Source organism: Cyanobium gracile PCC 6307, assembly GCF_000316515.1.
Taxonomy (GTDB): Bacteria; Cyanobacteriota; Cyanobacteriia; order PCC-6307; family Cyanobiaceae; genus Cyanobium; species Cyanobium gracile.
The window spans coordinates 3053553-3066317 of record NC_019675.1; the positions used below are offsets into that span (position 1 = coordinate 3053553).

General features: G+C 72.0%; 15 protein-coding genes and 1 tRNA gene. 9 read left to right on the forward strand and 7 right to left on the reverse strand.

Features of this window, described 5'->3' with window-relative positions:
* Nucleotides 1-73 precede the first annotated feature (73 nt).
* Together rnz and psbV are read left to right on the forward strand one after the other, a co-directional pair.
* Complete coding sequence (rnz, locus tag CYAGR_RS14760; protein WP_015110645.1) at nt 74-1021, forward strand: ribonuclease Z; 948 nt, start codon at nt 74-76, stop codon at nt 1019-1021.
* Nucleotides 1022-1117: 96 nt separating this feature from the next.
* Nucleotides 1118-1690, forward strand: a complete 573-nt coding sequence (gene psbV / locus CYAGR_RS14765; protein ID WP_015110646.1) for a photosystem II cytochrome c-550 — start codon at nt 1118-1120, stop codon at nt 1688-1690.
* A gap of 67 nt (nt 1691-1757) precedes the next feature.
* Here the strand turns inward: psbV and CYAGR_RS14770 are convergent, their stop codons facing one another.
* The 4 genes from CYAGR_RS14770 to serA form a co-directional block, all read right to left on the reverse strand.
* Complete coding sequence (locus CYAGR_RS14770; RefSeq protein ID WP_043327389.1) at nt 1758-2141, reverse strand: hypothetical protein; 384 nt, start codon at nt 2139-2141, stop codon at nt 1758-1760.
* A gap of 78 nt (nt 2142-2219) precedes the next feature.
* A complete protein-coding gene (locus CYAGR_RS14775) occupies nt 2220-2519 on the reverse strand; it encodes a ferredoxin (RefSeq protein WP_015110648.1) in 300 nt (99 codons plus the stop codon).
* A gap of 142 nt (nt 2520-2661) precedes the next feature.
* Nucleotides 2662-3606 carry a 50S ribosomal protein L11 methyltransferase gene (locus tag CYAGR_RS14780; protein ID WP_015110649.1) on the reverse strand — a complete coding sequence of 315 codons (945 nt, stop codon included), beginning with the start codon at nt 3604-3606 and terminating at the stop codon, nt 2662-2664.
* Nucleotides 3606-5192 (reverse strand): phosphoglycerate dehydrogenase, encoded by a 1587-nt coding sequence (gene serA, locus CYAGR_RS14785; RefSeq protein WP_015110650.1) that lies wholly within the window; start codon nt 5190-5192, stop codon nt 3606-3608. The genes CYAGR_RS14780 and serA overlap by 1 nt, the downstream gene beginning before the upstream one ends.
* Nucleotides 5193-5279: 87 nt before the next feature.
* Here serA and CYAGR_RS14790 point away from each other — a divergent pair, with 87 nt between their 5' ends.
* The 5 genes from CYAGR_RS14790 (at nt 5280) to CYAGR_RS14810 (ending at nt 8882) form a co-directional block, all read left to right on the forward strand.
* Entirely contained in the window at nt 5280-5783 is a 504-nt protein-coding gene (locus CYAGR_RS14790; RefSeq protein WP_015110651.1) for a hypothetical protein, read from the forward strand.
* A gap of 12 nt (nt 5784-5795) precedes the next feature.
* Nucleotides 5796-6569, forward strand: a complete 774-nt coding sequence (locus CYAGR_RS14795; RefSeq protein ID WP_015110652.1) for a photosystem II electron transport protein, Sll1252 family — start codon at nt 5796-5798, stop codon at nt 6567-6569.
* A gap of 235 nt (nt 6570-6804) precedes the next feature.
* Nucleotides 6805-6876 (forward strand) — tRNA-Val (locus CYAGR_RS14800).
* Between the two features lie 107 nt (nt 6877-6983).
* Complete coding sequence (murD, locus tag CYAGR_RS14805) at nt 6984-8402, forward strand: UDP-N-acetylmuramoyl-L-alanine--D-glutamate ligase (protein ID WP_015110653.1); 1419 nt, start codon at nt 6984-6986, stop codon at nt 8400-8402.
* 12 nt (nt 8403-8414) lie between these two features.
* Entirely contained in the window at nt 8415-8882 is a 468-nt protein-coding gene (locus CYAGR_RS14810) for an EVE domain-containing protein (protein ID WP_015110654.1), read from the forward strand.
* Between the two features lie 29 nt (nt 8883-8911).
* Here the strand turns inward: CYAGR_RS14810 and CYAGR_RS14815 are convergent, their stop codons facing one another.
* The 3 genes from CYAGR_RS14815 to CYAGR_RS14825 all read right to left on the reverse strand — a co-directional run bounded on the left by CYAGR_RS14815 (nt 8912) and on the right by CYAGR_RS14825 (nt 10133).
* Nucleotides 8912-9166: a DUF2811 domain-containing protein gene (locus tag CYAGR_RS14815; protein ID WP_015110655.1), complete on the reverse strand. Its 255-nt coding sequence runs from the start codon at nt 9164-9166 to the stop codon at nt 8912-8914.
* A gap of 294 nt (nt 9167-9460) precedes the next feature.
* A complete protein-coding gene (locus CYAGR_RS14820; protein WP_015110656.1) occupies nt 9461-9886 on the reverse strand; it encodes a DUF1818 family protein in 426 nt (141 codons plus the stop codon).
* A 19-nt stretch (nt 9887-9905) separates the two neighbouring features.
* Nucleotides 9906-10133, reverse strand: a complete 228-nt coding sequence (locus CYAGR_RS14825; RefSeq protein ID WP_015110657.1) for a DNA-directed RNA polymerase subunit omega — start codon at nt 10131-10133, stop codon at nt 9906-9908.
* A 95-nt stretch (nt 10134-10228) separates the two neighbouring features.
* On the opposite strand from CYAGR_RS14825, the gene CYAGR_RS14830 reads away from it, so the two are divergent.
* The gene (locus CYAGR_RS14830; protein WP_015110658.1) at nt 10229-11782 is read left to right on the forward strand and encodes an Hsp70 family protein; all 1554 of its coding nucleotides are present in this window, start codon (nt 10229-10231) and stop codon (nt 11780-11782) included.
* A gap of 146 nt (nt 11783-11928) precedes the next feature.
* Entirely contained in the window at nt 11929-12756 is an 828-nt protein-coding gene (locus CYAGR_RS14835; protein ID WP_015110659.1) for a hypothetical protein, read from the forward strand.
* Nucleotides 12757-12765: the final 9 nt, after the last annotated feature.

Sequence of the window (12765 nt, forward strand, 5' to 3'; positions counted from 1 at the left end):
CTTGCCCACGCCACGGCGCCAGCCAGCGCACCGGCCGGCGCCGTGGCAGCATGCGCTCTGAGGCAGCCAGGGTGTGCAGGTCACCTTCCTGGGAACCAGCTCCGGCGTTCCCACCCGCGCCCGCAACGTCTCCGCCGTGGCCCTGCGGTTGCCGCAGCGGGCCGAGCTGTGGCTGTTCGACTGCGGCGAGGGAACCCAGCACCAGTTCCTGCGCAGCGACCTGCGGGTGTCCCAGCTGCGCCGGATCTTCGTCACCCACATGCACGGTGACCACGTCTTCGGTCTGCCGGGGCTGCTGGCCAGCCTGGGGCTGGCGGGCAGCTGCGGGGGCATCGATCTCTACGGACCGGACCCTCTGCGCGACTACCTGGAGGGCGTGATGCGCACCTCCTCGACCCGCATCGGCTACCCCCTGCGCACCCACCGGGTGAAGGAGGCCGCCGCCCGCGGCACCTTGGTGCTCGATGACGACGACATCACGGTGCGCTGCACGGCCCTCACCCACCGGGTGCCGGCCTACGCCTACCGGGTGGATCAGAAGCCCCGGCCCGGCCGCTTCGACGTGGAGCGGGCCAGGGCCCTGGGCATTCCCCCCGGGCCGGTCTATGCCGAGCTCAAGGCCGGTCGCAGCGTCACCCTCGATGACGGCCGGGTTATCCGGGGCGACGCCCTGTGCGGGCCGCCCCGCCCGGGCTGCAGCGTCGTCTACTGCACTGACACCGTGTTCAGCGAGGCGGCGGTGGCCCTGGCCCGCGGCGCCGACCTGCTGATCCACGAATCCACCTTCTCCCATGGCGAGGCGGACCTGGCCATCGCCCGCCAGCACTCCACCAGCACCATGGCCGCCCAGACCGCCCTGGAAGCGGGGGTGAAGCAGCTGGTGCTCACCCACCTGAGCCCCCGCTACGTGGCGGGGAATCCCATGACCCCCGACGACCTCGTGGCCGAGGCCCGGGCCATCTTCCCCGAGACGCTGGTGGCGAAGGACTTCCTCAGCCTCTCGGTGGGGGCGGGGGGCTGAGCCTGCAACAGTTCGCGTGATTCCGTTCCGGGGGACCCGTCGCCCGTGATACAAGGTCTCAGTTGCGGTCCGACCGCCATTCCGCCGGCTTCTCCCATGGCCCCCCTCCTTCGCTCAGCCGCCCCGCTGTCAGCCGTCCGTCGCACCGCCGTCCGTCGCACCGCTCCCCTTCGCGCCGCCCTCCGTGCCGTGGTCGGGACACTGCTGATCCTTCCCCTGGCCCTGCTGGTCTGTTTCGCGGGCCCCGCGGCCGCGGCCCAGTGGAGCGCCGAGGATCTCACCGTGCCGGTCTCCCCCGACGGCACCCTGGTGACCTTCAGCGAGAAGGAGGTCAAAACCGGCCGCAAGCTCTTCAACGAAAGCTGCGGCACCTGCCATGCCGGTGGCATCACCAAGACCAACCAGAACGTGGGGCTCGATCCCGAGACCCTCGCCCTGGCCACGCCGGCCCGGGATTCGGTGGAGGCCCTGGTCGACTACATGAAGGACCCCACCTCCTACGACGGGGAGTACAGCATCGCTGACGTGCATCCCAGCCTGCGCAGCAGCGATGTGTTCGTGAAGATGCGCGATCTGGACGACGAGGACCTGCGCCTGATCGCCGGCTACATCCTGGTGGCCCCCAAGGTTCAGGGCGTCCAGTGGGGCGGCGGCAAGATCTACTTCTGATCCCCCGGCCCCAGCCCGTCGGCCGGCCCTGTGCCGGCCGGTTTTTTTGTGGCTGGATGCTGGCGTCTCAGGGGGCCGGGGCCGGCGGTGGCGGGGCCAGGTTGCCCGCCTCCAGCGACGCGGGCAGCTTGCTGTACCACCACTCCTGCAGGGCGGGGGCCAGGCGCTGGGGGAACAGGGTGATCACGGTGCGCGTGGGGCGGGCCCCCGGCTGCAGCAGTTCCACGGCGTAGGAGGGGCAGCGGCGGGCGGCCAGGTCGGGCACGAAGCGGCGGCCGACGCGGCGCCAGCTGGGTTCCTTGCTGCGCCAGGCCAGGCGGCAGCAGGGCCAGGGCAGCTCCTCCCGATCGAACAGACGGCAGCAGGGTCCCAGGACCCGGTAGCTGTACTGGCCGCCGGGACTGGGATGTTCGCTGCCGGAGGCCAGCACGGTGTCCACCTGAAGTGCCATGAAAAAGCCACCCCTGAGGGTGGCGGAGAAGAACGCGGGATTCAAGCGGCGATCCAACCGGACCGCCCGGCGAGGAGCTCAGTAGAGCTCTTCTTCGGTGTGGGTCTTGATGGTGCAGTCGGAGGTGGGGTAGGCGACGCAGGTGAGGACGAAGCCGGCCTCGATCTGGTCGTCGTCGAGGAAGCTCTGATCCGACTGGTCGACGGTGCCGGAGGTGAGCTTGCCGGCGCAGGTGGAGCAGGCGCCGGCGCGGCAGGAGTAGGGCAGGTCGATGCCCTGCTCTTCGGCGGCGTCGAGGATGTACTGGTCGTCAGGAACCTCGATGGTCTTGTTCAGGCCCTCGCTCTCATTGACGAGGGTGACCTTGTAGGAAGCCATGGAAGAGATTGGAGCTCACAGACACCCGGCAGCCAGGGCCTGTAGGACCCGCCCTTCCTACATCCGACGGGGGGCTTTCCCGGCGATCTTGGGCTCGCAGGCCGGGAAGCCCAATCAAAGCCAGGACACAGATCAGCGTGCCTTATGCAACATCCGATGCCGAACGGATCCGCAGCAGGCCCCAGCGGTCCTGCTCGACCCGCCCCTCCACCCGCCAGCCCGCCGCCGCCAGATCCCGCTCCAGGCCTGGGGCCTGATCCACCAGCAGGCCGCTGAGCAGGCCCACGCCGCCGGGGCTCAGCAGCGGCCCGAACCAGGGAATCAGGGCCTCGATCACCGGCGCCAGGATGTTGCACAGCAGCAGATCCGCCGGACGGCCGTCCAGCAGCGCCACCAGGGCCTCGGCCGACCCGGTGGTCACCGTGAGGCCCCGGGCGCCGTCCAGGCCGTTTAGGGCCGCGTTCTGTCGGGTCGCCCGCTCCGCCAGGGGGTCGGTGTCGGCGGCGGCCACGCTCGCCGCCCCCAGCCGCAGGGCGGCCAGGCCCAGGATGCCGCTGCCGCAGCCCAGATCGGCCACCCGCAGCCCCTCCAGGCCCGCCCCCAGCCCCGCCCCCTGCCGCTCGCCGGCGAGGGCCTCCAGGCCCTCCAGGCAGAGGCGGGTGGTGGGGTGGCTGCCGGTGCCGAAGGCGCTGCCCGGATCGATGCGGATCACCAGCCGCCCGGCCTGCTCGGGCGGCACCTCCAGCCAGGCCGGCAGCACCAGCAGCCGCTCCCCCACCGGATCGGGACGCCAGTGGCTCTTCCAGCTCAGGCTCCAGTCCTCATCGGCCTGCCGTTGCCAGCGGACCTGTGGCAGCGCCAGGTCGAAGGGCTCCCCCAGCGGCGCCAGGGCCCGCTCCAGCTCCCGGCGCTGGTCAGCGGGCCAGTCGCTCTCCGGCAGCCAGGCCAGCAGCTGACGCTGGTCCGGCGCCTCGGGGGGGTGCTGGAGCGCCACCCGGTGCACCCCGAGGAGCGGCAGCTTCCAGAGCAGGGATTCCTCCAGTTCGGCCGGGGCGGCCATCTCCAGCCGCCACCAGACCAGCCCCATCAGAGGGTGACCGGGTGGGCGGCCTGGATGCCGTTGATGCCGTGGATCACCGCCAGCAGGCTGGGGGGGATCGGGTCGTCGAGGCTCAGCACCATCACGGCGTCGCCGCGCACGATGCGGCGGCCCACCTGCATCGAGGCGATGTTGACGTTGTGCTCGCCGAGCAGGGAGCCCAGCTGGCCGATGATGCCGGGCATGTCCCGGTGGCGGGTAAAGAGCATGTGACGGCTGGGCGTCACGTTCACCGGGAACTCGTCGATGGTGGTGATGCGCAGTTCGCCGTCGGTGAACACCGCCCCGGTGACGCTGTGGTTGCCCCGGGGGCTGCGGGAGCTGAGCTGCAGCGAACCGCCGGCGAAGTCACGGCTGGCGTCGTCCTTGACCTCGAGCACGTGGATGCCGCGCTCCTTGGCCTCCAGGGTGGCGTTGACGTAGTTGATGCTGTCGCCGAGGGCGGCCGAGAGGATGCCCTTGAGGGCCGCCACCACCAGGGGCTGGGCGGGGTGGGAGGCGAATTCGCCCTGCAGGCGCACCTCCAGCTCGCTGATCTGGCCGCCGGCCAGCTGGCTGAGCAGCAGCCCCAGGGTTTCGGCCAGCTGCAGGTGGGGCTTGAGCAGCTCCATCACCTCGGGGGTCAGGCCGGGGATGTTGACGGCGCTGCGGGCCGGCAGGCCGAGGAGCACGTCGCGGATCTGCTCGGCCACGTCGATGGCCACGTTCTCCTGGGCCTCCTCGGTGGAGGCGCCTAGGTGCGGGGTGAGGATCAGCCGCTCCTTGACCAGCCGCAGGGGGGAATCGGCCGCCAGCGGTTCGGTGGCGTAGACGTCGAGGGCCGCACCGGCGATGACGCGGTTCTCGACCGCATCGGCCAGGGCCTGCTCGTCGATGATGCCGCCGCGGGCGCAGTTCACCAGCCGGGCGGTGGGCTTCATCGTGGCCAGCAGCGCCGCGTTGACCAGGTTCTCGGTGTCCGGCGTGCGGGGCAGGTGCAGGCTGACGTAGTCGGCTTCGGCGAACAGCTGGGGCAGGGGCAGCAGCCGCACCTGCAGCAGCTGGGCGCGCTCGGCGGAGATGAACGGGTCGTAGGCGGCCACGTCCATGCCCAGGGCCCGGGCGACGCGGGCCACATGGGAGCCGATCTTGCCGAGGCCCACCACGCCGAGGGTCTTCTTGTAGAGCTCGTTGCCCACGTAGGTCTTGCGGTCCCAGCCACCGGCGATGGTGCTGGCGTGGGCGTGGGGCACGTGCCGCGACAGGGAGAGCATCAGCGCCAGGGCGTGCTCGGCGGCGGCGATCGTGTTGCCCTCCGGGGAATTGACGACGATCACGCCGCGGCGGGTGGCGGCGGGCACATCGACGTTGTCGACGCCCACACCGGCCCGGCCGATGATGCGCAGACGGCTTGCGGCCTCGATCACCTCGGCGGTCACCTGGGTGCCGGAGCGGATCATCAGCCCCTCGTAGTCACCGATGCACCCCACCAGCTGCTCCGGGCTCAGACCCGTGCGCACGTCCACCTGGGCGACCTGGGAGAGGATGTCGATCCCCGCCTGGTCGATGGGATCGGAGACCAGAACCTTCGTCATGTCCGGCAGCGGTGCGGGGGGCGGGGGGTGCGCCCCCAGGGGGGCAGGCCGGAGGTGCAGTGTAGAGAGCGGTGCGGAGACGAGCCCATGTCCTTGAGTGTGGTGGTGGTGCTGGACGACCGCGATCGCCTGCATGCGTTGCGGGATCGCTTGCTGGCGCTGCAGCCGGCCCCGACCCGCGTGCTGGCGATCGGCAGCGGGGAGGCGGCCATGTCGGAGGTTGAGCGGCTGGATCCGGCTACGGCCCGGCGGCGGCGCCAGCGGTCGATGGTGCGCTGGCTGCTGCCCTTCGGGTTCCTGGCCGGACTCACCTTCACCCAGATCACCGATCTGCACACGTTCAGCTTCGCCGGGGCCTACGGCGAGCCCCTGATCGGTGGCCTGCTGGGCATGGGCTCCGGCTGGATGGGCAGCTTCGCCGCCGCCGCCAGCGTCAGCTCGGAGGAGGACGACCGCATCCGCATCCTGCGCAACCGGCTCGATGAGGGCTGCTGGCTGCTGCTGCTCGAGGCCCCCGTCGGCCGGGAGATCCCCTGGACCACCATCCAGCTGGCGCGACCGACGGCGGTCGTACGGCTGGACGACACCTGAGGCGCGAGGCCCATGCTTCCACGACGGGACCTGCTGGAGGGGAGTCGCCACCCGGAGGAGCTCGGGGCCCTGTTCAGCCTGGCGGAGACGGCCCTGCGCACCTGGGAGCCCCAGGTCAGCGGCTTTCTCGAGGCGGCCGTGCGGGAGGAGGCCGAGGACCGGCTCGGGGCCCTCAGCGAGCTGACCCTCGCCAGTGAGGGCGGCCACCCCGGTGCCGAGCGCCGATGCCTGCTGCTGGCACGGTCGGGACAGGAGCCGACGGCCCCTGCCCTGCTGGGGCTGGAGATCAGCGGCAACTTCCTCTTCGATCCCGCCTCCGCGGCTGACATGGCCGAGGGACTGGCCGGCTCCGGGGCAACGGCGGCGGAGTTGGGTGACCTGTGGCTGCGGGGCGATCGGGGCGCCCAGGCGATCGTCAGCGAGGCCCTGGCCCGGCGGCTGGACGGGACCGAGGGCCTGGTGCGCACGGTGCCGGTGCGGTTCGAGGCCAGGCCCATCGAGGCCCTGCAGTTGCCGGCCCGCCGGCTGCCCCGCCAGCTCACCACGGTGGAGGCCTCCCTGCGGCTGGATGCCCTGGCGTCGGCCGGCTTCGGGCTGTCCCGCAACCGCATGGCCACCCTGATCCGCCAGGGAGCCGTCCGCCTTGACTGGACGGTGGTCAGCAGTCCCAGCCAGCCCCTGGCCGTGGGGGCGCGGGTGCAGCTGGAGGGGCGGGGGGAGCTGGAGGTGCTGGCGATCGAACCCACCAAGCGGGAGCGCTTCCGGATCCGGCTGGAGCGCCATTGAGGGCCCGACGGCGCAAGTTGACAGGAGGGAAGGCCGGCGAGTAGGAAAACCCTGGGTGAAAACCGAATCCCGATCGTCTTCCCGTTGCAGTTCGCCTGTGACAGATAGGCATCAGGTGACGTTTTTATCCCGGGGTTGACCATTCATCTCGATCACCATCGGGATGGCCACGGTCATGACCCTAGATGGATTCGAGAGGATCCGAATTCGGTGCCGCTTTGGTGATTCCGAACTCGGGCGATTAGCTCAGAGGTAGAGCACTACCTTGACACGGTAGGAGTCACTGGTTCGATTCCAGTATCGCCCATACGTAGCGTCCCCTGAAAGTTGCAGACGTTCTGGATCTGAATTCAGTTGGGTTCAGTGATCCCTTCACTGCTACCCTCACTCGATCCCGAGCATGAGCCTGCCAGCGTGAGTCCCGCCGAGGCCGTCGCACCTCCCTCCTGCACGGTGGTGGTGGGTCTGGGCCGGTCCGGTCTGGGGGCCGCCCGTCTGCTGCAGGCCCGCGGCGAGACGGTGGTGGCGATCGAATGCGCTGACACGTCGGAGTACCGGGCCCTGGCGGATCAGCTGGAGAGCGAGGCCATCGCGGTGCGGCTCGGCGTGCCCCTGGGCCTCGAGGCCTTCCAGGACCTGCCGCTGCCACCGGCGGTCGTGGTGGTCAGCCCGGGCATCCCATGGAACCACCCGGTGCTGGAAGCGCTCCGCTCCCGGGGGGTGCAGGTGCAGGGGGAGATCGTGCCCGCCTGGCAGGCCAGCCGCGACGTTCCCTGGATCGGCATCACCGGCACCAACGGCAAGACCACCGTCACCTGCCTGGTGCAGCACCTGCTGCAGCAGGCGGGCAGGGACGCGCCCCTCTGCGGCAACGTCGGCATCTCCGCCGCCGAGGTGGTGCTGCAGCGGCGCCTGGAGCAGGGGCCCCGCCCGGACTGGCTGGTGGTGGAGCTGAGCAGCTACCAGATCGAGGCCGCCCCCGCCGTGGCGCCGGCGATCGGCGTCTGGACCACCCTCACCCCCGACCACCTGGAGCGCCACGGCACCCTGGCCGCCTACCGGGCCATCAAGCGGGGTTTGCTGGAGCGCTCCCGTGTTCGCATCCTCAACGCCGACGATCCCGACCTGCGCCACCACGCCGACAGCTGGGACCAGGCCGAGTGGATCACCGCCGGCCCTAGGGAGGCGCTGCCGCGGGGTCTCGATCCGGTGCTCTGGATCGACGGGGACGATCAGGTGCGGGGCCGCCAGGGCCCCCTGTTCCCAGCCTCCGCCCTGGCCATGCCCGGGGCCCACAACCGCCAGAACCTGCTGCTGGCCGTGGCGGTGGGGCTCCATGCCGGGCTGGAGCCGGCGGCGATGGAGGCGGCCTGCCGTTCCTTCCCCGGTGTCCCCCACCGGCTGGAGCGCCTCCGCAGCCTCAACGGCGTGACCTGGTTCAACGACAGCAAGGCCACCAACTACGACGCCGCCGAGGTGGCCCTGCGGGCCCTGGAGGGTCCCCTGGTGGTGCTGGCCGGCGGCCAGTCGAAGCAGGGGGAGGCCAGGGCCTGGCTGGAGCAGCTCCGGCAGCGGGCCGCGGCGGTGGTGCTCTACGGCGCGGCGCGGCAGGAGTTCGCCGGCCTGCTGGACTCCAGTGGCTACGGCGGTGTCGTGAAGCAGGAGCAGGGCCTGGAGGGTGCGGTGGCCCTGGCCGCGACGCTGGCCCCCGCCCTCGGCTGCCGGGGGGTGCTGCTCTCCCCGGCCTGTGCCAGCTTCGACCAGTACACCAGTTTCGAGGCCCGCGGCGACCACTTCCGCCGGCTCGTGCTGGCCCTCGAGACCGACAGCTGAGGCGGACGCACCATGGCCTGGTGGTTGATGAAGAGCGAGCCGGACGTCTACGGCATCCACCACCTGCAGGCGGAGGGCACCACCCTCTGGGACGGCATCCGCAATTACCAGGCCCGCAACTTCATGCGCGCCATGCAGATCGGTGATCACGCTTTCTTCTACCACTCCAACACCAGCCCCCCGGGTATCGTCGGCCTGATGGAAGTGATCGAGACGGGGCTGGTGGATCCCAGCCAGTTCGATGCCGCTTCCAAGTACTTCGATCCGGCCTCCAAGCCGGAGGCCCCGCGCTGGGACTGCGTCCGCCTCGCCTACCGCGCCACCTTTCCGGCGATGCTGAGCCTGGAGGACCTGCGGGAGCAGTTCAGCGTTGAGGACCTGGCGGTGGTGCGCCGGGGCAATCGGCTCTCGATCCTGCCGGTGAGCGACGCCAGCGCCGCCCGGCTGTTCCGCCTGCTGGGGGTGGAGCCGGACGCCTGAGCCCGGGACCTCGGGATGCTGGCCCGGCCTCAGGCCGCCGGCGCGGAGAAGGCCTGGTGGCCGGGAAACAGGTTGGCGAGGTAGCAGCGGGTCACCCCGCGGTTGCGGATCCCGTTCTGCACGAGAAACCCCGCCAGGGCGGCCTGGAACAGCCGGTACTGGTCCCAGTTCGGGTGCTGCTCGATGAACTCCCGCATGGCCTCCAGCAGCGGCGCGGGCACCTCCGCCCGCAGGCTCACCAGAGACTCGGCCCCATCCAGTGGCAGTGTTCTCGGGCGGGGCATCGCGGAGGGCGGGCAGGGCGTGAGCCAGTTCTCCACACCCGAGGGGCCGCGTCAAACGCGGCCGGCGGCGGCCAGGCGACTCCCGTCCCAGCCTGAGACACCTGCCGCTGCAGGGGCGTTGGCGCAACCCCAGGGCCGCCATCGCCGCTCAGGAGCGCTGGCCTTGCCCTGTCAAGCGGCGGCGGCGCCGCTGGCGGCTTCTCCCCATCCGGGGCCGGGTGCCAGCGGCGATCCCCACCGGCCTGGGGAGAACCGGTGCAAAACCGGGGGGTCAGCTGGGGAATCCGCCAACGATCACCAATCCTGATCCCCGGCCCCTTGCTCAGCGGGTCTCAGGCGCTCCAGCGCGGCGCTGAACGCCTCACTGGCGGCGGCGCTCCAGCCCCCTTCAATGCCCCGGCCTCCCGGGGCGGGGGTGAGCACCAGCTGCAGGGTCCACCGGTGCCGGTCGCCGTCCAGGCCCAGCCACAGGGATCCCCCCTCGCCGGCTTCGGGGTCCCCGATCGGCAGCTCCACCTCCATGGCAACGGCCTCCTCCGCCATCAGGACGTTGGCCATGGCCCGATGCTGGGCGGTGAGGCGCGCGGCGGCCAGCTGCAGGGCGCGCAGTTCGGCGGCGGTCAGTTCAGTGGCCCAGCCGTCCCCCCCGATCAGGGCGGTGAAGGGCCACCGGGCCGGATCCACCACCAGCCGCCAGCCCGGGCCCTCGCAGACTTCCACGGCTGGGTGGCGGCGGGCCTCAGCCGGGCAGCAGGTCGGGCTGGTCCTGCTCGTCGCTGAGTTCGATGATGGCCCGCTGGACCGGTTTGATCATCGAGTCGTCGAGCAGGCCGTCGAAATCGTCGAAGCGACGCTGCTTGGCCCGGAAAGCGATGCGAACGGTGGTCAGGTAACGGTTGGAGGAGTGACGGATCAGGCTCTCCCCCCGCTGGGCCAGTTCCTTGGCGTTGAGTTCGCTGCTCGGCATGCGGGCCTGATCATCAGTCTCAACACCCTAGATCAGCCCATCGGCCCGCCCTTTCCTGCCGGCAGCGGCCTAGAAGGGGAGCCATCCATTGACCCATGAGCGGAACCCTCGCCATCGACCTGGGCAGCAGCACCACCGTGGTGGCCTGGCAGGACCGCCAGGGCCCCCCCGGCCTGCTGCCCCTGCCGCCCTACAGCTGCGGTGACCCGTGCGTGGTGCCCAGCCTGCTGTGGCTGGAGACCCCCGACGCCGAACGGCCCCTGATCGGCCGGCAGGTGCTCGAGGCGGACCTGGCCGATGGCGACCACCCCGGCCTCTGCCGGGACTTCAAGCGCCGGATCGGCGGGCCGGCGTCCGCCCCGCAGCCGGGCTGGCTCAGTGCCGAGCGGGCCGGTTCCCTGCTGCTGGAGGGGCTGTGGCGGGCCCTGCCGGCGGGGCTGGTGCCGGAGCGGCTGGTGCTCACCGCCCCGATCGAGACCTACCGGGGCTACCGGGCCTGGCTGGAGCGGGCCAGCCGCGACCTGGCGGTGCCCGAGCTGGCGCTGGTGGACGAGCCCACCGCCGCCGCCATCGGCGCCGGCCTGCCCCCCGGCAGCCGGGTGCTGGTGGTGGACATGGGCGGCGGCACGATCGATCTCTCCCTGGTGGCCCTGGAGGGCGGCGAGGGGCGGGCGGCGCCGATCGCCCAGCTGCTGCGCTTCGCCGGCCGGGACCTGACCCGCAGCGGCCAGAGCCTGCGCTGCGCCCGGGTGATCGGCAAGGCGGGGGTGGCCCTGGGCGGGCGGGACATCGATCGCTGGATCGCGGCCCACCTCTGCCCGGAGGGGCCCGTCGACGGCGCCCTGCTCCAGCTCGCCGAGCGGATTAAGTGCCAGCTCAGCGAGGCCCCCGAGGCCCGCCAGATCCAGGCGATGGCCGGTTCCTTCCGCGAGCTGACCCTGACCCGGCCCGCCTTCGAGCGGCTGCTGGAGGAACGCGGGCTGCTGCAGCTGCTCGACGGCCTGCTGGAGGCGGTCCTGGCGGCCGCCCGCCGGGAGGGGCTGGGGCTGGGGGCCATCGACGCCGTGCTGCCGGTGGGGGGCAGCAGCCGGATTCCCCTCATCCGTCACTGGCTCGAGGTCCGCTGCCCCGGCGTGCCCCTGCGGGGCGAGCGGCCCGTGGAGGCCGTGGCCCTGGGGGCCCTGGCCCTCACCCCCGGGGTCCGTGTCCGGGACGTGCTGGCCCGTGGCGTCTCCCTGCGCTGCTGGGACCGGCGCAGTGGTGCCCACCGCTGGCATCCCCTGTTCGTGGCCGGCCAGAGCTGGCCCACCGAGCAGCCCCTGGAGCTGGTGCTGGCCTGCAGCCAGGACGGCCAGGAGGAGCTGGAGCTGGTGCTGGGGGAGCCGCTGCCCGAGGAGCGGGCCGAAGTGGTCTTCGAGGCTGGGCTGCCGGTGCTGCGCGAGCGGCCGGCGGGGGCGGCCCCGGTGCGGCCCTGGTCCGCGTCGCCGCTCACCATCCCCCTGGACTCCCCCGGTCAGCGCGGCGTCGACCGGCTGCGGCTGAGGTTCTCCATCGATGCCCAGGCCCGGCTCCTGGTGACCTGGGACGACCTGGAGGCCGCCGCTGACGGCGGCCGAAGCGAGCCGCGCCCCCTGGGTCCGGTGCGCTGAGCGCCAGGGGAACCCGTGCGCTGAGCGCCACTGGGGCCGGGCGATGGCTGCCGCCGGGGGTGGACGCCGACCAGGCTGCCCCCGCGACCGGGCGCCGGTCGCCGCCGTTGCATACAACGGTGGAGAACCGCGCTGTTTCTCCCCCCTTGGCCCTCCGCCGGCACAGACTCCCGCGCTTCTGGCTGGCCATCACCCTGGGTTCGGTCGCCGCCGCCATCGGCCTGGGCTACTGGTGGGAGCGCCAGCTGCCCGTGCGCCTGGAGCAGGCCTCCGCCACCGGCCGCCTCGACGACTGCCTCCGCTACAGCGAGCAGCTGGCGGCCCTCAGCTGGCTGCCCGGCCGCACCCCCTTCGATCGGGGCCGCTGCCTGCGGGCCAAGGCCGACCAGCTCTGGGGGCAGGAGGAGTGGAGCGAGGCCCTGCGGCTGCAGCGCCAGGTGATCAACTCCCGGGCCGGCACCCCCTCCGACCGCGAGCGGCTGGCGCGCTGGCAGCGCCAGCTCCGGAGCCTGGCCCGCACCCGCTTCCAGGCCGGGGATCTGCAGGGTGCCCTGGCGGCCCTCGCCCCCCTGGGGGAGGAGCGCAAGGACGACGGCAGCGCCATGGGCGACGACCTGAAGGCCATCTGGAACCGCAACCGCTCCCAGCTGGAGCGGGCGACGCTGCTGGTGAAACAGAAGCGCTGGTGGGAGGCCCTCGACAGCCTCAACCGCATCGACCATCCCTGGTGGCGCCAGCAGAGCGAGCCCCTGCGGCAGGAGGTGAAGAAGGGCCTCGACCAGCTCCAGGGCAAGGACCGGGAGCACGACAGCCACGGTTCCCTGCCCCACACGGTGTCCGGGGGGAAGCTGGATGCCCTGGTGCAGCGCCGCATCGCCGCCGGCATGGACGAGTGGCAGGCGTTCCAGGAGGCCTGCAAGGAGCTGGGCGGACGGGTGGTCGAGGCCGGACCGGAGAGCGCCTGCCAGCGCTGAGCCCCATGA